Source organism: Mesorhizobium sp. M7A.F.Ca.US.008.03.1.1, from assembly GCF_003997495.1.
Taxonomy (GTDB): domain Bacteria; phylum Pseudomonadota; class Alphaproteobacteria; order Rhizobiales; family Rhizobiaceae; genus Mesorhizobium.
This window is the reverse complement of sequence record NZ_RZRU01000019.1, coordinates 1-23,700: the sequence shown is the minus strand read 5'-3', so window position 1 is coordinate 23,700 and position 23,700 is coordinate 1. Positions and strand designations below refer to the sequence as shown.

Here is a 23,700-nt window from a genome sequence, read left to right as displayed (position 1 = left end):
TTGCGGAGGCTACCATGCGCAAGATTGCCTTGAATGCGATCCGTCAGCCAGCAAATCTGTCGATCGATGCGAAACTCATGAGAGAGGCCAAGGGCCTTGATGTGAATGTCTCGCGGGCCGCAGAGGCCGGCATAGCGGAAGCAGTGGCGGCCGAGAAAGCGCGCCTGTGGAAGCTTGAGAACCGCGCCACAATGGATGCATGGAACGACTATGTCGAAAAACACGGCATCCCGCTGGAAGACTCGCGGCAGTTCTGATGGCACGTTTCGACGTCTTCGCGGGACGCCCCGAAGGCAGTTATCTGCTCGACGTTCAATCGGATCTGCTTGACAATTTCACGACACGGGTAGTGGTTCCCCTTCTGCCGCTCGCAGCGGTGCCACCGCCAATGCGAAAGCTCCATCCCACCTTCGAAATCAACGGTCAAAAGCTGGTCATGGTCACTCATCTGATCGCAACCGTGGCGGCCAGCGAACTGGTTGACAGTCGATTGAACCTGCTGAAGCAGCACGACGTCATCGTCGATGCACTTGACATGCTTTTCCAAGGCTTCTGACGGCGGCAATAGCCGAGCGAGACGCTCGTCCTCAGCCCGCCGTCTTCGCCTGCCAGGCCTTGATCGCCTCGTCGAACACCTTCTCGCCGGGAATGCCCTTTTCCATGGTCAGCAGCGCCCGCCGTCCGGTCTTGTAGACGACCGGCACGTCGATCCAGTCCTGACCGCGAAGCAGGGTCATGTTGGCGTCTTCGTCGGCCTTGGTGTCGTTGAGCGCGACGAGGAAGAAGCCGTCGGCGATCTTGGCCGGAATGCCTATCAGCGGGCTGCCGGCATCCTGTTCCGAACTCTTCATGGCGACGCGCAGGATGTTGTCGACACCGCCGCCCTCGAAACCGTCGGGCGTCAGGAAGATCATCTCGATGATATGGCTGGCCGGCAGTGTCTGGTCGGTGTTGCGGCGGATGGTCATGCGCAACTGGATGTCCTTGCCGGGAATGGTTGCCTCGGCGCGGATCGCCGGCTCCGGCGGCAGGTCTCCGCCGGGCGATTCCTGCACCAGCGACCAGACGATGTTGCCGGGCTCGGCGGAGCCCTGGGCGGTGCTGGTGCGCTCCTCATAGAAGATCGCCTTCTGGCCGACCGGCAGAGCGGTTTCAGTCGGTGCGGCTGCCGGCGCTGCCGGCGTGGCTGCCGGTGCCGGTGGAGTGGCGGCGGCATCGGCCGGCGCTGCCGGGGCAGCTCCGTTGGCAGGCGGCGTTGCGGGGGCGGCACCTGTCGCCGGAGGCGTTGCCGCGGCCGGCGTACCGGCGGCCGGTGCGGAAATCGCCGGTGCGTTGGTCGCCGAGGGCGGGGTGGTCAGCGCGGCGACCGATTCGCCTTCGCCGATGCCGCTTTGGCCACCGGCCGGACCCGGGTCGACTTCACTGCCCTGCGGTGTCAGCCGCTGGGTGAATTTCGTGCTTTCGGCTTCCGTGCCGCCAGCCGCGGGCGCCGGAGGCGCTGCCGCGGCATCGGTTGCCGGCTTGGCGGGCGCTGGTTTCACCGGCTCAGTCTTGGCGACCTGATTGCCGCCAAGCCCCAGCATCTTGCCGAAGGCGTCCTTGTTCAGCCAGATGCCGTAGCCGCCGCCGGCAACGACCAGCAACGCGACGACGGCGGCGATCAGCCCGCCATAGCTGCGCTTGCGCTCGGCGGGACGCAGGCGCTGGAAGGTGTCCGGTACCGGCTCTTCATTGTCTTCGTTGCTGGAAAAGACATCGGCCTCGTCATCCGCCTCCTCGGCGTTCATGCCTGGAAGAGGCGTGTCGGCGCGAGCCGGCTGAGCAGGCGCCGGCGTCGATCTTTGCCAGCTTGGCTCGACCTTGGCGGCAGGCGGCGGCGCGGGTTGATAGGGCTCGGGCTTGGTGACGGGCGGCGCGGGCCAGACCGATTCCGCCTTCGCCGGCTGCCTTGTATGGCTCGGCTGGTTCTTGTTGCGATCGATCGACGAAAAGATGTGTTCCAGTTCCGCGAGCGGATCGGTTTCCGGTACGCTCTTGGCATAGTCCCGCTCGACACTGGCGATCGCGTCTTCCAGCGAACGCGTCTGAGTGGCTATGGCTTCGCTGGCCAGCGGCGGCGAATACTCCGCAAGCTTCTTCGCCAGCATGGTACGAACGCTGGCATAGATGCGCGTACGCTTTTCCGGCGTCTCGTCACCATGCTTGTCGAGCGCCTTTTTCAGAACAGCAACGAAATCTGCCATGCTTCAGTCGACCTGTATTTTTTGTTTCCGCGCCGGCCCCGCAAATCAGCCGCGATGCCCGGAAAGGCTTCAGAAACTAGTCTTGAAACGGATCGGTCACAAGTATCGTGTCGTCGCGTTCGGGGCTGGTGGAAAGGAGCGCGACCGGGGCACCGATGAGCTCCTCGATGTAGCGGACATACTTGACCGCCTGGGCCGGCAGATCATTCCAGCTGCGCGCGCCGGCAGTGGTGCCTTTCCAGCCCTCGAGCGTCTCGTAGACCGGTTCGACACGTGCCTGCGCGCCCTGGCTCGCCGGCAGATAATCGATCATCTCGCCGTCGAGACGATAACCGGTGCAGACCTTGATCTCGTCCAGCCCGTCAAGCACGTCGAGCTTGGTCAGCGCGATGCCCTTGATGCCGTTGACAGCGACGGCCTGGCGCACCAGCACCGCGTCGAACCAGCCGCAGCGGCGCTTGCGACCGGTGACGACGCCGAATTCATGGCCGCGCGTGCCGAGGAATTCGCCGACCTCGTTCTTCTGCTCGGTCGGGAACGGACCCTCGCCAACCCGTGTCGTATAGGCCTTGGTGATGCCGAGCACATAGCCGATGGCGCCCGGGCCGACGCCGGAGCCGGCGGCAGCCTGTCCGGCAACCGTGTTCGACGAGGTGACGAACGGATAGGTGCCGTGGTCGATATCGAGCAGCGTGCCCTGCGCGCCCTCGAACAGGATGCGCTCGCCGGCCCGGCGCTTGTCGTCGAGGATTTTCCAGACCCGGTCCATATAGGGCAGGATGTCGTCAGCGACCGAGGTCAGTTCCTGCATGATCGCGTCATGCGTGACTTCCGCGTGACCAAGCCCGCGACGCAGCGCATTGTGGTGCGTCAGCAACCTGTCGACTTTCAAGGGCAGTGTTTCCAAATCCGCCAAATCCATCACCCTGACCGCGCGCCGACCCACCTTGTCCTCGTAGGCGGGGCCGATGCCACGACGGGTCGTGCCAATCTTCGTCCCGGAATTGGATGCCGCGTCCTCACGGAATCCGTCCAGCTCCCGATGCAGGGACAGGATAAGCGCCGTGTTTTCGGCTATTTTCAGGCGATCCGGCGCCACTTCGACACCTTGCGCCTTGAGTTTTGCCACCTCGGCGACGAAAGCGTGCGGGTCGAACACGACGCCATTGCCGATGATGGACAGCTTGCCCTGGCGCACGACGCCCGACGGAAGCAACGACAGCTTGTAGACCTTGCCGTCGACGACCAGCGTATGGCCGGCATTGTGGCCGCCCTGGAAACGCACCACGACATCGGCGCGCTCCGACAGCCAGTCGACGATCTTGCCCTTGCCTTCGTCACCCCACTGCGAGCCGACGACCACCACATTGGCCATGTTTCTTTTCCCTTGAGACGCCGCCAAGCGGCTTGAATATGGTTCGAAACGACAGGCCTCTATAACGTCAAGACCTCGCGAGCGCGACCTTTCTTTGCCGTCGAAAATGCCCTGAGGCACAACAATTTTCGGCTTTGACATCATTTACTTGGGCGAGCGGGGGCAATAGGCCGGCAAACACCGCAGCTCCGGCGACTGGAATCCGCGATGCATCGAAGCGCCTACATATTCCTGCTGCTCACCACCTTGCTTTGGGGTGGAAATTCGGTGGCCGGCAAGCTGGCGGTCGATCATGTCTCGCCGATGACGCTGGTCTTCCTGCGCTGGGTGCTGGCCGTGGCGATCATGCTGCCCATCGGCTGGAAGACTATCCAGAAGGACTGGCCGGTAGTCCGCAAGCACTGGTTCGTGCTGGTCGCCCTCGGCGCCAGCGGCTTCACCTTGTTCAACACCATCTTCTACACGGCGCTCAACTACACGACAGCGATCAATGTCTCGATCGAACAGGCGGCGATGCCGATCCTGATCATGACAGCCAATTTCGTCTTCTTCCGCCTGCGGGTGAACTGGGCGCAGATTGTCGGCGTCGTGCTGACCATCGCCGGCGTGATCCTCACCGCCTGCCACGGCGACCCGCGCCGGCTGTTGACGCTGGAACTCAATTTCGGCGACGCCATCATGCTGGTCGCCGTCTTTCTCTACAGCGGCTATTCGGTCGGGCTGCGGCTGAAGCCGGTGATGCACTGGCAGAGCCTGATGCTGGCCCTGTCGGTTGCGGCACTCATCACCTCGCTGCCGTTCTTCCTGTGGGAGGTCCTCGCCGGCAAGGTCATCATGCCCGACGCGCGTGGCTGGGCCGTCATCATCTATACCGCGATCGGCGCCTCGGTCATCTCGCAGATCCTCTATATCAGGGGCAACGAACTGATCGGCGCCAACCGCGCCGGTCTGTTCATCAATCTGGTCCCGATCTTCGGCACGCTGCTGTCGGTACTGATCGTTGGCGAGACGTTCCAGTCCTATCAGGCGCTGGCTTTGGTGCTCGTGCTGGGCGGCATCGGGCTTGCCGAATACAGCGGGCGCAAGATGGCGGTGGCGGACCACCGCGGATGACATTTGGCGGCTGACGCCCTCCGCAGTTGCGGCGATCGGCGCGGAAACGGCGGCATAAATCCTGCCGCGTCCGCTACTTGGAACATTTCACCTCCAGCGGAGTTTGAACGGCAGGGAGGCGACATGATGAGCCACAACCCTCGCAGCACGGCAAGCATTGCTGGTCATCCTATCCACCCGATGCTGATCGCGTTTCCGATTGCTTTTTTTGTCGGCACCTTCGTTTGCGATCTTATCTTCTGGCGAACAGCCGATCCCGGATGGGTCACCGGGTCGCTTTGGCTTCTCGGCGCAGGCCTGATCATGGCTGCGCTGGCTGCGCTTGCTGGCCTGACGGATGTTCTCGGCGATGTTCAGATCCGCAATCTCACGACGGCATGGCTCCATGCCGGCGGCAATATACTCGTCGTGTTGATCGAGCTTTACAATTGGTACTCGCGGTATGCGGGCGGAGCGGCGGCCGTGATGCCAACCGGCTTCGTCCTATCGCTGATCGTGGTTCTCATCCTGCTGTTTACGGGCTGGAAGGGCTGGGAACTGGTCTACCGACATCGCGTGGGTGTCTCCGATGGCTCGGACGAGTTGACCTGAACCGGCCGCCGCGGCGGCCGGCATCAACGAGGGCGACCGCCTGTTCTCGATCACATCGCGTTGACGTCGAACTGCAGCCGCTTGGCCGAGTCGATCGACTTATGCGCCTTGATCTTTTCCAGCACCGACTCAGGGAACGGCGCGTCGAGATAGAGGAGCGCGATGGCATCGCCGCCCGGCCGGTTGCGGCCAAGCTGGAAGTTGGCGATGTTGACGCCATTCTCGCCGCACACGGTGCCGAGCAGGCCGATGATGCCCGGCGCGTCCGCATTGGTGGTGTAGAGCATGTGCTGGCCGACCTCGGCATCGAGGTTGATGCCCTTGATCTGGATGAAGCGTGGCTTGCCATCCGAGAAACATGTGCCGGCGATCGAACGCGTCATGTGCTCGGTCTTCACCGTCAGCTTGATGTAGCCGTCGAACACGCCCGACTTGTCGCGCTTGACCTCGGCAACAATGATGCCGCGCTCCTTCACCATGATCGGCGCCGACACCATGTTGACGTCCGAGACCTGCGGCCGGATCAGCCCGGCGAGGGCAGCGCTGATCAGCGCGCGCGTGTTCATCGTCGCGGTCGAGCCGTCGAACAGGATCTCGACCTCCTTGATCGGATCCTCGGTGACCTGGCCGACAAAGGCGCCGAGCACCTCGGCGAGCTTGACGAACGGCTTCAGCCGCGGCGCCTCCTCGGCGGTGATCGACGGCATGTTGATGGCGTTGGAGACGGCGCCCTTGATCAGATAGTCGGCCATCTGCTCGGCAACCTGCAGCGCGACATTCTCCTGGGCCTCCGTCGTAGAGGCGCCGAGATGCGGTGTCGCCACCACATTCTCCATGCCGAACAGTTCGTTGTTCTCGGCCGGTTCGACCTCGAAGACGTCGACGCCGGCGCCGGCCACCTTGCCGCTCTTCAGCGCCGCGATCAGGTCGGCCTCGACGATCAGACCGCCGCGTGCGCAATTGATGATGCGCACGCCCTTCTTCATCTTGGCGATTGCCGCGGCATCGATGATGTTGCGCGTCTTGTCGGTCAGCGGCGTGTGCAGGGTGATGAAATCGGCGCGGGCGAACAGTTCGTCGAGCTCGACCTTGTCGACGCCAAGTTCCTCGGCACGCTTGTCCGACAGGAAGGGGTCGAAGGCGATGACGTGCATCTTGAGGCCAACGCCGCGCGTCGCGACGATCGAACCGATGTTGCCGCAGCCGATGACGCCCAGCGTCTTGCCGGTGATCTCGACACCCATGAAGCGGTTCTTTTCCCATTTGCCGGCATGGGTCGAGGCGTTGGCTTCAGGGATCTGGCGCGCCAGCGCGAAGATCATCGCCACCGCATGTTCGGCTGTGGTGATCGAGTTGCCGAAGGGCGTGTTCATCACGATGATGCCCTTGCGGCTTGCCGCCGGGATATCGACATTGTCGACGCCGATGCCGGCGCGGCCGATGACTTTGAGATTGGTAGCGGCGTTGATCAGCCTTTCGGTGACCTTGGTCGCCGAGCGGATGGCGAGGCCGTCATACTGGCCGATCACTTCGGCAAGCTTTTCCTTGTCCTTGCCGAGATCGGGCAGATAGTCGACCTCGATGCCACGATCCTTGAAGATTTGCACGGCGGTGGGGGAGAGTTTGTCTGAGACGAGAACGCGGGGCGCCATGGCGGCCTCCTTGAAATGGATTTGATGGCAGTGGGCGGCCCGAAGGCCGCCGCGAATGATCTCAGGCGGCAGCCTTGAGCGACGCCTTCTGTGCGGCGAATGCCCAGTCGAGCCAGGGCAACAGCGCTTCGAGATCCGACGTCTCGACCGTCGCGCCGCACCAGATGCGAAGGCCGGGCGGTGCGTCGCGATAGGCGCCGATATCGTAGGCGACGCCTTCCTTGTCGAGCACCGACACCAGCCCCTTGGCGAAAGCCGCCTGCCCGTCAGCGTCGAGCGCGGACACGTCCGGGTCGGTGAAGGACAGGCAGACGGACGTGTTCGACCGTGTCGCCGGCTGGACGGCAAGATGGCCGAGCCAGGAGGACTTGCCGACAAAGCGGTCGAGGACCGCCGCATTGGCATCCGCCCTGGCGATCAGCGCGTCGAGGCCGCCGGTCGACTTCGCCCAGTTGAGCGCATCGAGGTAGTCCTCGACGCACAGCATCGAGGGCGTGTTGATGGTCTCGCCCCTGAAGATGCCTTCGATCAGTTTGCCGCCCGAGGTCAGGCGGAAGATTTTCGGCAGCGGCCATGAAGGCTTGTAGGTCTCCAGCCGCTCGACAGCGCGCGGGCTGAGAATAAGCATGCCGTGAGCGCCCTCGCCGCCCAGCACCTTCTGCCAGGAGAAAGTGACGACATCGAGCTTTTCGAAGTCGAGCCTCTGCGCGAATGCGGCGGAGGTCGCATCGCAGACAGTCAGGCCCTTGCGGTCGGCGGGAATGAAATCGCCGTTCGGCACGCGCACGCCCGACGTGGTGCCGTTCCAGGTGAAGACCACATCGCGGTCGAAATCGATCTTGGTGAGATCAGGCAGCTCGCCGTAGCCGGCTTCGATCCTGCGCACATCGGCGAGCTTCAACTGCTTGACCACGTCGGTGACCCAGCCGGAGCCAAAGCTCTCCCAGGCAACCATGTCGACACCGCGTTCGCCGAGCAGCGACCACAGAGCCATCTCGACAGCGCCGGTGTCCGACGCCGGCACGATGCCGATGCGGTAACCCGCCGGGACCTGGAGAATTTCCCGCGTCAGCTCGATCGCCTGTTCGAGCTTGGTCTTGCCGATCTTGGCGCGGTGGGAACGGCCCAGCGCAGCAGCTTTCAGCGCCTCGACCGACCAGCCGGGGCGTTTCGCGCAGGGACCTGAGGAAAAATTGGGGTTTGCCGGACGGAGTCCGGGCTTCGTATGCGTCGTCATCGTGGTCTATCCTTCCAGATAGTGGCCCCTCGTTGGGGAGGGGTGGCCCACGGACGGCGATATGCGTTCAGACCTCAGGCGTCAAGAGGAAAGTTTTTGTCGCTGCCGGGATACCGGTGATCCCTGATCAGGATGTCGTGACTTCAAACGCAAACGGCGGACCCCGAAGATCCGCCGTCAGAGTTTCGGTCAGCCCAAACGTGCTACCAGAGGTCGTAGCGCAACCCGACCTTGACCTGATGGTAATCGAGGCCCTTTTTGAATACAGGGTTGCCGACATCGTCTGCTGTCACGTATTTCGCGGAAGGCAGAGCCGTGTATTGATAGCCGACATCGACTGCAACATTCTTGCTGACCTGATAAGCAAAGCCGGCGCCGAGCGTATACGCGAAGCTGAATTGCTTCTCCGACTGCGTTGTCCCGTCATAGCCGTTTGGATCGTCGCATTCAAAGATGGTCGTGGTTGTGCCTGATGTTGTCGATGAATTCTGACAGTTGCGAGCGCCCTGAGCGTAGTTGTAGGTGCTGTACGCTATGCCGACACCGCCTCCGACATAGGGCGTGAAGCCGACATAAGTGCCCAGATCGACAAACGCGCTGGCCATCACATCGTAGGCCTTGTTGTTGCCGTTGTTGGAGCCTTCGCATCCGCGGGTACTTGGGCCGGCGAACACGCTAGTACTACCGCCGCTGGTGACACTCACCGTCTGCGTTCCATCGCAAGTACTGTCGAATTTGCTGGCGAATTTGCTTGTCGGCAAAAGGCCGAAGTTCAATTCACCGCGGAAGTAATCATTGAAATGATAGCCCATACCTATCGAACCAGACAGCGGGCTGGTGTCCGTAACCAGGCCGGCCGGAGTTTCCGAAAATTCATAAGGCTTGTTGAAGGCATAGCCGAGATCGCCGCGCAGATACCAGCCGGAGCCGACCTCGACAGGGACGTAGTCGGGCGCCTGGTCGACATAGATCGGCGGATCGTAGTCGGCCGCGTGCACCGGCGTCAGCGGCAGGAGGGCTAGTGCACCGAGCGCCAGCGCCATACGCGATGTAAGTTTCATGGTCCCCGACTCCCGAATTTGGCGCCGCCCGCAATCGCAGCGGCAGCCATCGTTTCAAGGAGCATTGTTAACCATAGTGGTTAAGTGCCGGTTAAGGCTAACAGAGCGTTAGCGAATTCATTTCCGCTGTTGGTTCCAGGCCGCCGAAACGAAAAACCGCCCGGCTGAGACCGGGCGGTTTTCGAAGAATTCAAGTGATGTAGATGGCGTTACTTGGTGTAGATCGGCTCGGGTTCGGGCTGGTAGGCAACGACCGGCGCGGCGCAACCATTGCTGCCACCGAACTGATAGCGCAGGCCACCGCGCACTTCATGCGTGTTGATGCCACGGTCGAAGCCGGGGCCGGAGCTGCTGACATCCCACTCGAACATGCGGCCACCCTGGATATGGGAGAAGCGATAGCCCGCGTCGAGGATGATTTTGTCGGTCAGGCAGTAGGAAGCACCGGCCATAAGGGCGTAAGCGAAACGCCAGTTGGACGCTCCCGGATTGGTCTCGGTGGTGTTCGGGTCGTAGACAGTATCCCACTTGACGCGCGCACCGCCGATGCCGGCACCGACATAGGGCGTGATGCCGTGATAGGTGCCGAGATCGACATAGGCATTGGCCAGCAGCAAGAGGGCGCTCATCTTCGACACTTCGGTCGATGTTCCGTTGATATCCGAGGTGCCGCCGTTGAAGTTCGACTTGAACCAGTAGTCGGCGGTCAGGTCGGTCCGGAAGTGGTCGTTGATCTTGTAACCAACGCCGGCGCCGAGCGAGAACCCGCCCTTGAGCTTGCCGAAATCGAAGCTTCTGGTGCCAGGCGTGACCGTACAATTACAGGGATCGACGGTGTAGGTCATATAGTCGATGCCGCGCACGGTCGACTTATGATAGTCGATGTCGCCGCGGATATACCAGCCGCCGACTTCGGCCGGCTGCTCGTAGACGGCCTGAGGCGGAGCCTCTTCGACCACCGGTTCCGGCAGATCGGCTGCGAATAGCGGTCCTGCCAGGCCTGCGAACAGGAAGGCGAGCAGGACCTTTCTTGCTGTCTTGAACATGCTTGTCACCCCTGAGAAGCTCGGAACGGCGAACCCGCCCGAAATGCGATTGGCTTTCAGTCGTGGATAATGAATTGCAAAGGTTAAAAGGCGTTTAACCCTGTTGCTTAACCACGAATCTCGAAAATTCGAGGAATTGGGCGCGCTTTCCCGCAGCAACGATCGATCGCCGGTGCACAAAAAACCCGCCGAAGGGCGGGCTTTTGACGGGTGAAAGTGCGCTGGGCGACGTCCTGCCGGGCGCTGTGGGGTCAGGCGGCGCTGCGCGTTTCCGAGATGACTTCCACGATGCCATTGACCACGGACTCGACCAGTTGCGGGTCGTCGCCTTCGGCCATCACGCGGATCAGCGGCTCTGTCCCTGATGGCCGGATAACCAGCCGTCCGGTCTTGCCGAGGCGGTTACGGGCGTCTTCGATGGCGGCCTTGACCGGCGCCTCCTCGAGCGGCTTGCCGCCGGAAATGTGGACGTTCTTCAGGAGTTGCGGCACGGGTTCGAATTTCTTCGACAGTTCGCTGACCGGCCGGCCCTGCCGCTTGATGCAGGCCAGCACCTGCAGCGCCGAAACAAGGCCGTCGCCGGTGGTCGAAAAGTCCGACAGCACAATATGGCCCGACTGTTCGCCGCCGACATTCAGCCCATGCGCGCGCATATGCTCGACGACATAACGGTCGCCGACCTTGGTGCGGTGCAATTGCAGCTTCATGTCGCCGAGGAAGCGTTCGAGGCCCAGATTGGACATCACGGTTGAGACGACACCGCCACCGGCAAGCCGCCCGCTCTGGTGCCAGGATTCGGCGATCAGCGCCATGATCTGGTCACCATCGACGATCGCGCCGTTTTCATCGACGATGACGACGCGATCGGCGTCGCCGTCGAGCGCGATGCCGATGTCGGCGCGCACTTCGTGCACCTTCTTTTGCAGGCCGGCCGGATGGGTCGAGCCGCATTCCTTGTTGATGTTGAAGCCGTTGGGCTCGACATTGATGGCGACGACTTCGGCGCCCAGTTCCCACAGCGCCTCGGGCGCCACCTTGTAGGCCGCGCCATTGGCGCAATCGACGACGATCCTCAAGCCCGCGAGCGACATCGAGCGCGGCAAGGTGCGCTTGGCGAATTCGATGTAGCGGTCATGCACGCCGTCGACGCGCTTGGCGCGGCCAAGCCCGTCGGAATCGGCGAGCGCCAGTTCGATATCCTTGTCGAGCATGCTCTCGATGCGCTCCTCGATTTCGTCGGAGAGCTTGTAGCCGTCGGGTCCGAACAGCTTGATGCCGTTGTCGTAATACGGATTGTGCGAGGCCGAGATCATGACGCCGATATCGGCGCGCAGCGAACGCACCAGCATGGCGACAGCCGGCGTCGGGATCGGGCCGAGCAGGAACACGTCCATGCCGGCGGCACAAAGACCGGCGACCATGGCATTCTCGATCATATAGCCGGAAAGCCTGGTGTCCTTGCCGAGCACGACACGATGACGGTGGCTGCCGCGCTGGAAGGAGAGGCCGGCGGCCATGCCGACCCGCATCGCGATTTCCGCGGTCATCGGAAACTTGTTGGCGCGCCCCCGAATGCCGTCCGTGCCGAAATAATTCCCTGCCATGCTAGCCAGTTTCCTCGACGTTCTTCCCCGGCACGTCATGCCACAATTGGCCGGGGCGTTATGATCACATTGTGTGATTATACGTTACCAATCCTTAGAAAACCATTGTTGTGCATTGCACACACCGTGGCCGCAACCTGAATGCCCAGACTGCCATGCTGCAATATACAAGTCATTCGAGCCTTTCAGCGCGGATGCACCAGGAAAATCTTGCTCTGAACCAGGCAACGGACAACGATTTCATCACCTTATCGGGAGAAGCCGGTTTTCGGCGATATATACGCCACTTGGCATCTGGCGCAACCGGCCGTTGAGCGTTATTGATTTGCAGGGACGTATCATGGGCTGCTGCAACGGAGAAACGCTATGCTCATCCACCGACTTGCCACTTTGACCGGCCTCGCCGTCGCGACCTTGTTCCTGGCCGCGCCAGCCAACGCACTGACGATGGCCGAGTGCAGCACGAAGTACAACGCCGCCAAGGATGCGGGGACACTTGCCGGCGCGACCTGGAACCAGTTCCGCAAGGCTCAGTGCGGCACCGACGCCGCGGCGACGACCGACGCCAAGCCGGCCGATACCAAGAAAGCAACCGACACCACGAAGGCTGCTGAGACGAAGCCGGCCAAGGCTGCCAAGGCTGCCGCCGCGGCGGACGACAGCACGGCCAAGGGCCTGACGGCGAAGGAATGCAGCACCAAGTACCAGGCGGCGAAGGCTGCCGGCACGCTGAACGGCATGAAGTGGAATGACTTCCGCAAGTCCGAATGCGCCGCCGGCGCATCCGCCGCTGCCGCCGCCAAGCCCGCTGCCACCAAGGCTGCCGCGGCTCCCGCCGACGGCAAAGGTCTGAGCATGGCCGAATGCAGCACGAAATATCAGGCTGCCAAGACGGCCAACACGCTGAAAGGCATGAAGTGGAACGACTTCCGCAAGACCGAATGCGGCGCCGGCGCCTCGGATGACGACACCGTGCCGGCCGCCGACGAGGCGAGCTACACCAAGGAGCCGGCGAAGCCGACCACTGCTGCGCCCAAGGGCGTCACCTTCCCGTCCGCAATCTCGCCGAAATATGCCAGCGAGACCCCTGGGAAAGGCCGCATGCACACTTGCCTCGACCAGTACTATACCCTCAAGGACGCCAATGCGCTTGGCGGCCTGAAGTGGATCCAGAAGGGCGGCGGCTTCTACAGCCTGTGCAACGCCAAACTGAAGAGCTGAGCGCCTACTTTTTAGAAGTGAGGAAGGCCCGTGCATCGTGAGGTGCGCGGGCCTTTTTGTTGCCCGCGAAGACGTCCCCCTCCCCTTTTCGCATCTGCATCTGGCGAGGCGACCGACATCATAAACCCGCCCACACTTCCTGCCGCCAGGCTTTATAAGTAACTCGCTAAGATTCCGGTTGAACATATGAGGAACAAACAGTATACAAAAAGGCATTGAACTCGTTATCAACCAGGAGGGTGTTATGTCCAGTTTGAACTTGGCGATATTGGCTGTGACGGCATTGGCCGCGTGGGGCGTCACCCCTGCGAGCGCACTGACGATGAAGGAATGCGGAGAGAACTATCGAACAGCCAAGGAAGGCGGCACTCTGAACGGCATGGACTGGGCCGCTTTCCGCAAGGAGAAATGCACGACGCCCGCTGCGGACAGTGTCAGCGCGGATACGATCAAAAACGAGACGCAGCAGGTAAAGCAAATCAGCGCGGCGGTCGCCCCCACGTTAGCGCCGGCAGGCGTGACATTCCCGACCACCCTCGCCGCGGAGTTCAAGACCGAAAAACCCGCGAAGGCGCGGATGAAGACCTGCCTGCAGGGTTACCACGGCAACAAGGACGCAGGTACGCTGAACGGCCTTCGCTGGATTCAGAAGGGCGGCGGCTATTACAGCCTCTGCAATGCGCGGCTGAAAGCTGAGTCATAAAAGTCGAACACGGCGGATATGGCTATTCGCCATTTGCCCGCAGACGGTAAGCCGTCATCCTGCTTATTCCACTGCTTTGCGGTTAAGCGGAGTGCAAAGCAGTGGGTCAAACCCGAGGATGATGCTCTTACGCACGTCCGCCCTAGCCCTGCGGCTGTGGTTCCATACCGCCTTCGGGCTCCGGCCCCTTCTTGCGCCGGCCGCCGGACTTCGGCACGGCCGAGCCACGGCTCGGCGGCGTGTCGTCGCCAAGGTCGCGCGCGGGCTTGTGGCCGGCGATCAACTGCTTGATCTCCTCGCCGGACAGCGTTTCGTATTCCAGCAGGCCCTGCGCCAACGCGATCCATTCCTTCTTCTTCTTGGTCAGGATGGACTTCGCCGACGAATACGCCTCGTCGATCAAACGGCGCACTTCAGCGTCGATGATCTGCGCGGTTTCTTCCGAGACGTTCTGCGTGCGTGCCACCGAATGGCCGAGGAATACCTCCTCCTGGTTGTCGCCATAGGCGACATGGCCGAGCTTGTCGGAAAAGCCCCAGCGTGTGACCATGGCGCGGGCCAGCTTGGTCGCCTGCTCGATATCGGAAGAGGCGCCGGAGGTGATGTTCTCCTTGCCGAACTTGAACTCCTCGGCGACACGGCCGCCCATCATGATGGCGAGCCGCGAGACCATGTATTTGTAGCTCATCGAATAGCGGTCGCCTTCCGGCAACTGCATGACCATGCCCAGCGCCCGGCCACGCGGGATGATGGTGGCCTTGTGCAGCGGATCAGCCGACGGCACGTTGAGCGCGAGGATGGCATGGCCGGCCTCGTGGTAGGCGGTCAGCTCCTTCTCGGCCTGTGTCATGGCCGACGAGCGGCGCTCGGCGCCCATCATGATCTTGTCCTTGGCGTCCTCGAATTCGGCCATGGTGACGAGGCGCTTGTTGCGGCGTGCCGCCATCAGCGCGGATTCGTTGACGAGGTTCATCAGGTCGGCGCCGGAGAAGCCCGGCGTACCGCGCGCGATTACCTTGAGGTCGACATTGGGTGCCAGCGGCACGTTGCGCACATGCACCTTGAGTATCTTCTCGCGGCCGACGATGTCGGGGTTCGGCACCACAACCTGGCGGTCGAAGCGGCCTGGCCTGAGCAGTGCCGGATCGAGCACATCGGGCCGGTTGGTGGCAGCGATCAGGATGATGCTCTCGTTGGACTCGAAGCCGTCCATCTCGACCAGCAGCTGGTTCAGCGTCTGCTCGCGCTCGTCATTGCCACCGCCGAGGCCGGCGCCACGATGACGCCCCACAGCGTCGATTTCGTCGATGAAGATGATGCAGGGTGCGTTCTTCTTGGCCTGGTCGAACATGTCGCGGACGCGGCTTGCACCGACGCCGACGAACATCTCGACGAAGTCCGAACCGGAAATGGTGAAGAACGGCACATTGGCTTCGCCGGCAACCGAGCGCGCAAGCAGCGTCTTGCCGGTTCCCGGAGGGCCGACGAGCAGCACGCCGCGCGGAATCTTGCCGCCGAGCCGCTGGAACTTCTGCGGATCGCGCAGGAACTCGACGATCTCTTCCAGATCTTCCTTGGCTTCGTCGACGCCGGCAACGTCCTGGAAAGTGACACGGCCATGCGCTTCGGTGAGCAGCTTGGCCTTCGACTTGCCGAAGCCCATGGCGCGGCCGGAGCCGGACTGCATCTGGCGCATGAAGAATATCCAGACGCCGAGGATGAGGATCATCGGCAGCCAGGAGATCAAATAGCCGAACAGCGAATTGGAACCGTCTGTTTCAGGCCGCGCATTGATGGTGACGTTCTTGTCCTGCAGTCGCGAGACCAGCGAAGGATCGCCGGGCGAATAGGTCTGGAAGCCACTGGCATTGTCGGTGTAGGTGCCGCTGATGCGGGCGCCCGCGATGGTCACCGTCTTGACCCGGCCCGCCGCGACATCCTGCAGGAACTGCGAATAAGGCACATCGCTGGAAGCCCCTCGCGTCTGCGGCGTCTGGAACAGATTGAACAGGGCTATGAGCAGGACCGCTATGATCGCCCAGAGCGCGAGGTTGCGATAGTTCGGATTCATCAATTGTCCCGTTGGCATCCGCGGGGCGGACACGCGTCATGAGAGGAAACTTGGGCCTAACATAGGGAGAGCGTCCCCCCTTGCCAAGCAGAACAGCACGTCTGGGTTAAGCTTTCGCGCAACCATCAGCCGGCACTGTGGCCGCTGAAAGGCAAGGGCGGAACCGGGGCCGCGCCAATCAGCCCGGCGACCGCCCGCGCCAGCGCCAGGTCGAAGGATGGCAGGAAGCGGCCGAAGGGGGTAACGACCGGCCGCACTTCCACCATCGCAGACTTCAGTCCATATCCAGGCAAACCAAGGCATTCACCGGCCTGCCACAACGCCGGTTCGGCCGCGAGCGCCGCGCGCATCAGGCTCGGCGGGGCTTTTCCTTCACCCGTCGCCAGCCGCTTCGCCGCTGCCGTGCCTAACGAGGCAATCAACAATGCGCTGCTGCTGTCGTTCAATGTGATGCGCCGGCGGCCATCCCACAGAATGCTGCCGGCGGCAGCGGCGGCGGGCAGGCCGCGCGCCTCGCGGCGCAGGAAGATGCCGGAGCGCCGGGAATCCACGACCGTCCGCGACAATGTGGCGCAAAGAAATCCAGCCCTCAGCCGACCGAACAGCGCCTCGCTGCGGGCCTGATCCGGCAGGAAGGCAATCCCGCCGGTCGTGGCCAGCAGGATGCGCAACGCATAGACAGCCGCTCGCTCGTCACCGGGGGAGAGCAAGCACGGGTCGAGGCGGATGAGGCCGATGGCTGGCTGGCTGGCGAAGCGATCGATCAAATCGGCTGCGCTGGCGCCAAGCTGCCTGCGCTCGAGGGCGGCCTGGCCCGCGAGCATCAACATGCCCTCCACATGCTCGACACTCTCGCCGGCAAGTGCGGCCCGCACACGCGGTCGCTCGAAGGCCGCGTCGATATTGGTCGGATCATCGGCCCAGCCGACATTTTGACGGCGCAGGACGTCGCGCAGCGCCGCGCGCCGCAACCCGAGAAGCGGCCGCACGATCCACTCGCGCCAGTCATAGAGGGTGGCCGGTGCCATGCCGGCAAGTCCTCGGCCTGCCATTTCGGCATGGCCCTGGCCCTCGTCCCGCGCGTGCCGCATCAGCACCGTCTCCGCCTGGTCGTCGGCGGTATGGCCGGTGAGGATCATGCCGATGCCTTCGGTTTGTGCCGCCTCGGCCAGCAGCCGGTAGCGCGCCTCGCGAGCGGCGGCGGGCAGGCCGGTCGATGGCTTGGGGCCCGACCATGTCAGGATCCGGTGTGAGATTCCGAGTGTGGCGCACAGCTTCGCCACTGTTTGCGCTTCCGCAGCCGAACCGGACCGCAAACCGTGGTCGATCGTCACCGCCAGCAGCCTGGTTGCCGGCGCAGTACGGTCGAGATGATGTTTGAGAAGAAGGAGCAGGGCGGTCGAGTCGCTGCCGCCAGACACGGCCGCAACAGCGCCGCTGGCAAAATCGATATGCGAAAAAAGGTTAGTCGAAAGGTCCAGCTCGGTGTCGAGCATAATGCATGTCGCCCAAAAGTGATCCCGGTTTCAGGACAACGACATGTATGACAAGGATCAGCAGGCAGCCAGAGCCTTCTCCTGCTTGACGCGTTCCTTGAGCGCGCTGGAAATATCAGGGTAGCGCTTGCCGACCTCGCTGAAGGTGGCGCAGGCAACGTCATGCTGCTTGAGGCCAACCAGCGACACGCCGAGCTTCAGCAACATGTCGGGAGCTTTCTTGGCCTTCGGGTAGTCCTTGCTGGCGGCAAGGAACGTCTCGGCCGCATCGCGGTATTTCTGCTGGCCGAGCAATGACTCGCCCAGCCAGTAATGCGCGTCCGCTGCCTTCGCATCCTTGGGGAAGCGGGCGATGTGGTCGCGAAAACCCTGCTCGGCGGTGCCGTAGTCGCCCGAGAGGATGAACTGGTAGGAGTTGCGGTAGAGCTCCTCCGGGTCGTTGGTGGCGGGCAACGCCGCGACCACCGTATCGGATTTGCCGGCCTTGGGCGCCGCCCCGGCGACTGGCGCGGTGTCCTGCGCCGGCGCGGTCGACTGCGTGTTGCCGCCGGCATCGATGACGTTGCCGTTCTTGTCGACCGTGATGGTGCCGAAATTCTTTTCCGGCGCTCCCGTACCGGGAATAACCTTGCCGGGGTCGCCATCGGGAGATTCGACGATGACGTCCTCGACCGTCTTGCCGCCTGCCGATTGATTGTTGCCGGGCGCGGCGCCGGCATCGGCCGGCGCCCGTATTGCCGGGGCCGCCGCCACGTCGGTGTCGGCGCCGGTGGCGGCGTCCGACTTCTTCTGTGCCGGCGGCTGTCCGCCTTGCGTGCCGCCGCCTTCAAGTTGCTGGAAGCGGAATTCATTGTCTTCCTGCTGCTTGCGGATCTGCTCCTGCATCTGCAGGACCTGGAAATTGAGTTCCTCGATCTTGCCGTTCATCTGCCGCAGCTGCTCTTCCAGGCTGGTGACAGCGGCAGGATCGGACTGCACCAGCTGCACCTGGTCCGGTTTCTTCTTTTGACCAAAGAAGCTGGGCAATTCGATACTGGGAAGATGGAAGGTGAAGCCGCTGTCGGTTGATTGCCCGGTGCCGCTAGCCAGGGCGGTGACGCCTGATAGGAGCAGCAGCGCAAGCGTGCCGCTCAGAACCGATCTCAAATGCATGTGCCTCTCGCAGTGATTTCGTTAGCTTGTTCGCGCCTTCCAATCAGCATGGGACCAGCCAAGCGCCCTCGGCTCATAGCAGGAGCCGAGACTTCGGCCAAATTTTGTTTCGAGCATCCGGATATGAAAAAGGCGGCCCCAGGGCCGCCTTTCGCACAGGTATGTTGCATTTTTATCGCTAGACGGCCGCACGTTCTTTGACGCGCCGGTCGGCTGCATGATGCCTCAGGAGCCAGCACCGCTAAGCGTGGTGACCGCGCGGCGATTCTGCGACCAGCAGGAGATGTCGTCGCAAACCGCGACCGGACGTTCCTTGCCGTAGGAAATGGTCTTGAGACGGCTGGCCGAGACGCCCTTGGCGACAAGGAAGTCACGGGTAGCGGCGGCGCGGCGGGCGCCGAGCGCCAGATTGTATTCACGTGTGCCGCGTTCGTCGGCATGGCCTTCGACGACGATGGCATACTGCTTGTACTGGTTCAGCCACTGTGCCTGACGAGCCAGCGTCGTCTGCGCGTCGGCACGGATCGAGGTCGAGTCCGTATCGAAGAAGATGCGGTCACCGATGTTGACGGTGAAGTCCTGCGCCGAGCCGGGCGTTGCCGCGCCGGCGCCGTTAAGGCCAAGATCGGCCGCGTTATTCGGCGTCTTCTTCGAGGCGCAACCGGCGATGGCGAGCATCGCCACCAAGGCGATCATGACCGGGTTTCTGGTAAGTGCTGCGATACGGCCCATGCCGCCTCTCCTTCGTATTTCGAGTGATCTAATTGAGTGATTTCGTTGATCACCCAGTAACCACGTTTGGGTTAACCGGCATTCAAGAAACACGGTTAAAAATTGGTTTAGGCTGCCCGTCCGCAGCCGTTGGCGTGAGGCCACATTTCACGCGGACCCTAGGCGGAAATACGGCCAAAACGCGACCAAGGCATGGAAAAGGGGCCGAAACGGCCCCTTTTCAGCATGTGTGGCAATTCAGCCGAACCTATTCGAGCAGCGGCGACCAGGCGGGGTCCGAAGCGAAGTTCGCCGTCGGAATTGGCTGTTCGTTGCGGCCGGTAAGATCGACCGAAACCAGTTTGGGGCCGCCGGCGGAATCGCGGAAGAACATCAGCACGCGGCCATTCGGCGCCCAAGTCGGCCCCTCCTGCTGGAAGCCGGAAGACAGGATGCGCTCGCCCGAACCATCGGTCTTCATGACGCCGATCTGGAATTCGCCGCCGGTCTGCTTGGTGAAGGCGATGAGGTCGCCGCGCGGCGACCAGACCGGTGTAGAATAGACGCCGTCGCCGAAGGAGATGCGGGTCTGGCCCGAGCCGTCGGCGCCCATCACGTAGATCTGTGCGCGGCCGCCACGGTCGGAGGTGAACACCACCTTGCTGCCGTCGGGCGAATAGGACGGCGAGGTGTCGATGGCGGTCGAATTGGTCAGCCGCGTCGTCGAACGGCTGCGCAAATCCATGGCGAAGATGTTGGAATTGCCGTCGTCGCGCAGCAGGCTCATGATCACCTTCTGGCCGTCGGGCGAAAAGCGCGGCGCAAAGGTCATGCCGGGGAAATTGCCGACCAGTTCGCGCTGGCCGGTCTCGATCTGCAGCAGATAGACCCGCGGCTGGCCGCTTTCATACGACATATAGGTGATTTCCTGCCGGTTCGGCGAGAAACGCGGCGTCAGCACGATCGACCTGCCGTCCGAGAGATAGCGCACATTGGCGCCGTCCTGGTCCATGATCGCGAGGCGCTTCTTGCGCGCATTCTTGGCGCCGGATTCGTCAATGAAGACGACCCGGGTGTCGAAATAGCCCTTCTCGCCGGTCAGCCGCTCATAGATCGCGTCGGCGATGATATGGGCGACACGCCGCTGATTGGCGTCGTTGGCGAAGAACTGCTCGCCAGCCATCTGCTGGCCGGCAAAGGTATCCCACAACCGGTACTGGGCGCGGATGCGGCCGTCGGCTTCCTTGCTGACGCTGCCGGTGACCAGCGCCTGCGCGTTGATCACCTTCCAGTCGTCGAAGCGCGGCGCTGCATCGGGGTTGGTGATCTTCTCGATAAAGGCGCTCTTGTCGATTGGCGCAAACAGGCCCGAGCGCTTCAAATCGGCGGTGACGATCTGCGAAATCTGCGCCCCAAGCGCGTCGCCGCCCTGGAAATCCGTGATGGCGATCGGCAGCGGCTCGACATTGCCCTTGTTGACGTTGAGCTCGACCAGCGCCAGCGCCGGCAGCGTGCCGGCCGCGGTCATGCCCATCGCCATTGCTGCGATCATCAGGAGCGGCTTGAGGATTGATTTCATGTCTTCTCGCTTCTCGTACTGATTTTCGGATGCGCGGGCCTAGAGGCCGAGCATTTCCCTTGGATCGAAGGTGACGCGGACGTCGGCCCAGATGTCCTGCTTGCCGGCGGGAACCTGCAGGCCGGTGACATCGCATTTTTGCACTGCACGAACCGCACTTTCGTCGAACTGACGGTTTCCGCTTGACGTTTCGACCGCCGGGCGCCCGTCCAGCTTTCCGGAGGCATCCAGGTTGAACCGCACGACGACGACGAAATTCTCGGAACCTTCAAGGCCGACAGGAAGGGTCCAGCAGCCGCCAAGCTGGCTTTCCAGAGCTCCCATCTCCGACCTGGAGAGCTTCTGGCCCTGGTCCTTGTCGCCGCCGAGCGACGCCTGCTGCGTCGAGCGCTTGGCGCCGCCGCCGGACGGCTTCTGCTTGTCCAGCATGGCCGAAATCTCGTCGGCGTTGAATTGCTTGTCGTCGGACTTCGGCTTCGACGACGCTTCCTTGACCGGCTTGTCGGCATCCTTGCGCTCCGGCGCCTTGGCGCTTTCGGCCTGCGCCGGCTGCGGCTTCGGCCGGGCTTCCGGCGCGGGTGCGGAGTCCGGCAGCTGCGTCGCCTCGGCGGGCGGCTCCTGCGCTATGGCCTCGGCGACGGCATCCGGTTTGACCTCGGGCGTCGGATCGATGGCGGCGGTCTTGTCCTGCGGCGGCGGGGTCGGCGCCGGCTTGGCCGGTGTCGGCTTGGGGTCGGGCTGCTTGACCGGCTCGGGCTTGACCTCTTCCTTGGGCGTCGGCGCCGGCGCCACTTCCGTTGCCGGAATGGGCTTGGGCTTCTCCTGCGGCTTCGGCACGTCCTCGGGCTTCGGCTTCTCGATCGGGGTCGGCGCGGGCGGCGGAGCCGAGGTCATGTCGACGGGCTTCGGCTTGGCTTCCGGCGTTATCGGCTTGTCGGTGTCCACGCTGTTCTCGCCAACCTTCTGCGCATCCGGAACGATGTCCGGGCGCTGGGTCGGCACAGGCGCCGGCTTTTCATGCATCACGGCCTTCTTGTCGCCCTGCAACGTCTGCGCGACGGCTTCCATCGGCACGATGTCGACCGCGACCGACTCGACGTCGGACGACGGAAGTGCTGCCGGCGCCGTCAGCGTGAACAGGCCGAAGGTCAGCGCCGCCGCATGCAAGACCACCGATGTGGTGAGGCCGGTCTTCATCGGACGTCTACTGATCCTGTTCCTGCAGTGAAACCAGGCCGATGTTCTTGTAGCCAGCGGCCGAAATGCGGGCCATCACCTTCATCGCCGTGCCATAGTCGGTCGACTTGTCGCCGCGGATGAAGATGCGCTCCTCATAGCCGGTCTTCGAGATCGCCTGCAGCTTGGCTACCAGCTCCTCGATCGGGATCTCGGTTTCCTGCAGATAGATCTGGCCGGCGGCGTTGATCGAGACGGTGATCGGCTGCGTGTCGGCATTCATCGCCTTCGCCTGCGTATCCGGCAGGTCGATCGGCACGCCGACCGTCAGCATTGGTGCGGCGACCATGAAGATGATCAGCAGCACCAGCATCACGTCGACCATCGGCGTGACGTTGATCTCGGACATCAGTGCATGGTGACGGCCGCGCCGCCTGTGGCCGCGCCCGCCGCGTCCTCCCATGCCCATGGACATACCCATCTGCTACTCCTCAGGCCTTGGGGGCCACTTTTTCATCGATTTGGCGCGAGAGTATGGCGGAGAACTCATCGGAGAACCCTTCCATGCGCACCGCTATCTTGCTCGCGTCGGACGACAGCTTGTTGTAGGCGATGACGGCGGGAATGGCGGCGAGCAGGCCGATGGCCGTCGCCAGCAGCGCTTCGGCGATGCCGGGCGCAACCACCGCGAGACTGGTGTTCTTGGAGCCGGCGATCGCCTGGAACGACGTCATGATGCCGATGACGGTGCCGAACAGGCCGATGAAGGGCGCCGCCGAGCCGGTGGTGGCGAGGAAACCCAGGCGGCCTTCCAGCTTTTCCATCTCGCGGGTCAGCGCCAGGTCCATCGCCTTGTCGATGCGGGTCTGCAGGCCGAGCGGCGTTTTGGCGCCCTTCTCGAAACTCTTCTTCCACTCGCGCATCGCGGCGACGAAAATGGCGCCCATGCCGGTTGTCTTGCGATCGGCGAGCGTGCGGTAGAGCTCTTCCAGCGACTGCCCGGACCAGAACACCTGTTCGAAGCGATTGAGAGCCGCGCGCATGCGGGTATAGGAAACCAGCTTGTCGACGATGATCGCCCAGGTCCAGACCGAGGCGCAGAGCAGGCCGATCATCACCAGCTTGACCACCCAACTGGCCGAAACGAACAGCGACCAAACCGACAATTGCGCGCCCGGGTCGGCGAGTGCGATATTTTCCATCGTTACGTCCTTAAGATTTTCCGGGCGAAGCTGGCGGCTGGCCCCTGGCATCCCTTGTGGTCGGTTCGCACGAAGCTACCGGAACAACCCCAAACTGTGCCGTTCTCGGCCTTTTCAGGGCAAATATTGGTGAAAGGAAGGCGCTCGGATAACGCCAATCTTCACCAATCTCTTCATGAACCGTTATGGTTAAGGATGGGTTAGTATATAAGGCGCGGCGCATTGCCACGCCCAGCGCATGGCAAGACGATCGTCCAAGCGCCGCAAGGGTGTGCTGAGATTCAGGTCAGGCCGAGCCGAAAATGGCTGATCCCGAGAACCGGAGCGGAGCGTACTTAGAGTACGTGTTGGGGTGGACGGCCCCCGACGGCATCGTGATGTGCCAGAATGAGGTCGTTGCAGATCTCAAACAAGGGAGACCGTCCGTGGAAAATCTTATTCGCATTGGCCTGGATACGTCAAAGAGC

General features: G+C 62.7%; 21 protein-coding genes. 6 read left to right on the top strand and 15 right to left on the bottom strand.

Annotated elements, in window-relative coordinates; genetic code table 11:
- The first annotated feature begins 14 nt into the window (after positions 1 to 14).
- Positions 15 to 257, top strand: a complete 243-nt coding sequence (locus tag EOA16_RS23485) for a type II toxin-antitoxin system CcdA family antitoxin (protein ID WP_127260372.1) — start codon at positions 15 to 17, stop codon at positions 255 to 257.
- The gene (locus EOA16_RS23480; protein ID WP_127260371.1) at positions 257 to 556 is read left to right on the top strand and encodes a CcdB family protein; all 300 of its coding nucleotides are present in this window, start codon (positions 257 to 259) and stop codon (positions 554 to 556) included. The genes EOA16_RS23485 and EOA16_RS23480 overlap by 1 nt, the downstream gene beginning before the upstream one ends.
- Positions 557 to 587: 31 nt before the next feature.
- Here EOA16_RS23480 and EOA16_RS23475 read toward each other — a convergent pair whose 3' ends face one another.
- Positions 588 to 2,243 (bottom strand): hypothetical protein, encoded by a 1,656-nt coding sequence (locus EOA16_RS23475; RefSeq protein ID WP_127260370.1) that lies wholly within the window; start codon positions 2,241 to 2,243, stop codon positions 588 to 590.
- A gap of 76 nt (positions 2,244 to 2,319) precedes the next feature.
- A complete protein-coding gene (locus EOA16_RS23470; protein ID WP_024502931.1) occupies positions 2,320 to 3,618 on the bottom strand; it encodes an adenylosuccinate synthase in 1,299 nt (432 codons plus the stop codon).
- 207 nt (positions 3,619 to 3,825) lie between these two features.
- On the opposite strand from EOA16_RS23470, the gene EOA16_RS23465 reads away from it, so the two are divergent.
- Positions 3,826 to 4,731 (top strand): DMT family transporter, encoded by a 906-nt coding sequence (locus tag EOA16_RS23465; protein ID WP_127260369.1) that lies wholly within the window; start codon positions 3,826 to 3,828, stop codon positions 4,729 to 4,731.
- Positions 4,732 to 4,857: 126 nt separating this feature from the next.
- The gene (locus EOA16_RS23460; protein WP_127260457.1) at positions 4,858 to 5,322 is read left to right on the top strand and encodes a DUF2231 domain-containing protein; all 465 of its coding nucleotides are present in this window, start codon (positions 4,858 to 4,860) and stop codon (positions 5,320 to 5,322) included.
- Between the two features lie 50 nt (positions 5,323 to 5,372).
- Here the strand turns inward: EOA16_RS23460 and serA are convergent, their stop codons facing one another.
- The 5 genes from serA to glmM all read right to left on the bottom strand — a co-directional run bounded on the left by serA (position 5,373) and on the right by glmM (position 11,922).
- On the bottom strand, positions 5,373 to 6,974 hold the full coding sequence (gene serA / locus EOA16_RS23455; RefSeq protein WP_127260368.1) for a phosphoglycerate dehydrogenase: 1,602 nt from the start codon (positions 6,972 to 6,974) through the stop codon (positions 5,373 to 5,375).
- Positions 6,975 to 7,035: 61 nt separating this feature from the next.
- Positions 7,036 to 8,211: a phosphoserine transaminase gene (locus tag EOA16_RS23450; protein ID WP_127260367.1), complete on the bottom strand. Its 1,176-nt coding sequence runs from the start codon at positions 8,209 to 8,211 to the stop codon at positions 7,036 to 7,038.
- A gap of 203 nt (positions 8,212 to 8,414) precedes the next feature.
- On the bottom strand, positions 8,415 to 9,272 hold the full coding sequence (locus EOA16_RS23445; protein WP_127260366.1) for an outer membrane beta-barrel protein: 858 nt from the start codon (positions 9,270 to 9,272) through the stop codon (positions 8,415 to 8,417).
- Positions 9,273 to 9,481: 209 nt separating this feature from the next.
- The gene (locus tag EOA16_RS23440; RefSeq protein ID WP_127260365.1) at positions 9,482 to 10,318 is read right to left on the bottom strand and encodes an outer membrane protein; all 837 of its coding nucleotides are present in this window, start codon (positions 10,316 to 10,318) and stop codon (positions 9,482 to 9,484) included.
- Between the two features lie 251 nt (positions 10,319 to 10,569).
- Entirely contained in the window at positions 10,570 to 11,922 is a 1,353-nt protein-coding gene (gene glmM, locus EOA16_RS23435) for a phosphoglucosamine mutase (protein WP_027037180.1), read from the bottom strand.
- Between the two features lie 366 nt (positions 11,923 to 12,288).
- Here glmM and EOA16_RS23430 point away from each other — a divergent pair, with 366 nt between their 5' ends.
- Together EOA16_RS23430 and EOA16_RS23425 are read left to right on the top strand one after the other, a co-directional pair.
- Positions 12,289 to 13,143, top strand: a complete 855-nt coding sequence (locus EOA16_RS23430; protein WP_127260364.1) for a hypothetical protein — start codon at positions 12,289 to 12,291, stop codon at positions 13,141 to 13,143.
- A gap of 244 nt (positions 13,144 to 13,387) precedes the next feature.
- Positions 13,388 to 13,846 (top strand): hypothetical protein, encoded by a 459-nt coding sequence (locus EOA16_RS23425; protein ID WP_127260363.1) that lies wholly within the window; start codon positions 13,388 to 13,390, stop codon positions 13,844 to 13,846.
- 142 nt (positions 13,847 to 13,988) lie between these two features.
- On the opposite strand, the gene ftsH is transcribed toward EOA16_RS23425, so the two are convergent.
- The 8 genes from ftsH to tolQ form a co-directional block, all read right to left on the bottom strand.
- Entirely contained in the window at positions 13,989 to 15,917 is a 1,929-nt protein-coding gene (gene ftsH / locus EOA16_RS23420) for an ATP-dependent zinc metalloprotease FtsH (protein ID WP_127260362.1), read from the bottom strand.
- Positions 15,918 to 16,042: 125 nt separating this feature from the next.
- Positions 16,043 to 17,413 (bottom strand): tRNA lysidine(34) synthetase TilS, encoded by a 1,371-nt coding sequence (tilS, locus tag EOA16_RS23415; RefSeq protein ID WP_127260361.1) that lies wholly within the window; start codon positions 17,411 to 17,413, stop codon positions 16,043 to 16,045.
- Between the two features lie 57 nt (positions 17,414 to 17,470).
- Positions 17,471 to 18,565 (bottom strand): tol-pal system protein YbgF, encoded by a 1,095-nt coding sequence (gene ybgF / locus EOA16_RS23410; RefSeq protein WP_127260360.1) that lies wholly within the window; start codon positions 18,563 to 18,565, stop codon positions 17,471 to 17,473.
- Between the two features lie 225 nt (positions 18,566 to 18,790).
- Complete coding sequence (pal, locus tag EOA16_RS23405) at positions 18,791 to 19,297, bottom strand: peptidoglycan-associated lipoprotein Pal (RefSeq protein ID WP_109664780.1); 507 nt, start codon at positions 19,295 to 19,297, stop codon at positions 18,791 to 18,793.
- 247 nt (positions 19,298 to 19,544) lie between these two features.
- Complete coding sequence (gene tolB, locus EOA16_RS23400; RefSeq protein WP_127260359.1) at positions 19,545 to 20,855, bottom strand: Tol-Pal system beta propeller repeat protein TolB; 1,311 nt, start codon at positions 20,853 to 20,855, stop codon at positions 19,545 to 19,547.
- Positions 20,856 to 20,894: 39 nt separating this feature from the next.
- Positions 20,895 to 22,052, bottom strand: a complete 1,158-nt coding sequence (locus EOA16_RS23395) for a TonB family protein (protein WP_127260358.1) — start codon at positions 22,050 to 22,052, stop codon at positions 20,895 to 20,897.
- 7 nt (positions 22,053 to 22,059) lie between these two features.
- Entirely contained in the window at positions 22,060 to 22,512 is a 453-nt protein-coding gene (gene tolR / locus EOA16_RS23390; RefSeq protein ID WP_023811855.1) for a protein TolR, read from the bottom strand.
- A 10-nt stretch (positions 22,513 to 22,522) separates the two neighbouring features.
- Positions 22,523 to 23,233, bottom strand: a complete 711-nt coding sequence (gene tolQ, locus EOA16_RS23385; RefSeq protein WP_127260357.1) for a protein TolQ — start codon at positions 23,231 to 23,233, stop codon at positions 22,523 to 22,525.
- Between the last annotated feature and the right edge of the window lie 467 nt (positions 23,234 to 23,700).

Excerpts from the sequence above, each read along its gene's own strand:
- tolB (WP_127260359.1), bottom strand. The coding sequence starts at position 20,855 with ATGAAATCAATCCTCAAGCCGCTCCTGATGATCGCAGCAATGGCGATG.
- EOA16_RS23430 (WP_127260364.1), top strand. The coding sequence starts at position 12,289 with ATGCTCATCCACCGACTTGCCACTTTGACCGGCCTCGCCGTCGCGACC.
- EOA16_RS23480 (WP_127260371.1), top strand. The coding sequence starts at position 257 with ATGGCACGTTTCGACGTCTTCGCGGGACGCCCCGAAGGCAGTTATCTG.
- serA (WP_127260368.1), bottom strand. The coding sequence starts at position 6,974 with ATGGCGCCCCGCGTTCTCGTCTCAGACAAACTCTCCCCCACCGCCGTG.
- pal (WP_109664780.1), bottom strand. The coding sequence starts at position 19,297 with ATGGGCCGTATCGCAGCACTTACCAGAAACCCGGTCATGATCGCCTTG.
- EOA16_RS23440 (WP_127260365.1), bottom strand. The coding sequence starts at position 10,318 with ATGTTCAAGACAGCAAGAAAGGTCCTGCTCGCCTTCCTGTTCGCAGGC.
- EOA16_RS23450 (WP_127260367.1), bottom strand. The coding sequence starts at position 8,211 with ATGACGACGCATACGAAGCCCGGACTCCGTCCGGCAAACCCCAATTTT.
- tolQ (WP_127260357.1), bottom strand. The coding sequence starts at position 23,233 with ATGGAAAATATCGCACTCGCCGACCCGGGCGCGCAATTGTCGGTTTGG.
- ftsH (WP_127260362.1), bottom strand. The coding sequence starts at position 15,917 with ATGAATCCGAACTATCGCAACCTCGCGCTCTGGGCGATCATAGCGGTC.
- EOA16_RS23445 (WP_127260366.1), bottom strand. The coding sequence starts at position 9,272 with ATGAAACTTACATCGCGTATGGCGCTGGCGCTCGGTGCACTAGCCCTC.
- EOA16_RS23395 (WP_127260358.1), bottom strand. The coding sequence starts at position 22,052 with ATGAAGACCGGCCTCACCACATCGGTGGTCTTGCATGCGGCGGCGCTG.
- EOA16_RS23470 (WP_024502931.1), bottom strand. The coding sequence starts at position 3,618 with ATGGCCAATGTGGTGGTCGTCGGCTCGCAGTGGGGTGACGAAGGCAAG.
- ybgF (WP_127260360.1), bottom strand. The coding sequence starts at position 18,565 with ATGCATTTGAGATCGGTTCTGAGCGGCACGCTTGCGCTGCTGCTCCTA.
- EOA16_RS23460 (WP_127260457.1), top strand. The coding sequence starts at position 4,858 with ATGAGCCACAACCCTCGCAGCACGGCAAGCATTGCTGGTCATCCTATC.
- glmM (WP_027037180.1), bottom strand. The coding sequence starts at position 11,922 with ATGGCAGGGAATTATTTCGGCACGGACGGCATTCGGGGGCGCGCCAAC.
- EOA16_RS23475 (WP_127260370.1), bottom strand. The coding sequence starts at position 2,243 with ATGGCAGATTTCGTTGCTGTTCTGAAAAAGGCGCTCGACAAGCATGGT.
- tolR (WP_023811855.1), bottom strand. The coding sequence starts at position 22,512 with ATGGGTATGTCCATGGGCATGGGAGGACGCGGCGGGCGCGGCCACAGG.
- EOA16_RS23425 (WP_127260363.1), top strand. The coding sequence starts at position 13,388 with ATGTCCAGTTTGAACTTGGCGATATTGGCTGTGACGGCATTGGCCGCG.
- tilS (WP_127260361.1), bottom strand. The coding sequence starts at position 17,413 with ATGCTCGACACCGAGCTGGACCTTTCGACTAACCTTTTTTCGCATATC.
- EOA16_RS23465 (WP_127260369.1), top strand. The coding sequence starts at position 3,826 with ATGCATCGAAGCGCCTACATATTCCTGCTGCTCACCACCTTGCTTTGG.
- EOA16_RS23485 (WP_127260372.1), top strand. The coding sequence starts at position 15 with ATGCGCAAGATTGCCTTGAATGCGATCCGTCAGCCAGCAAATCTGTCG.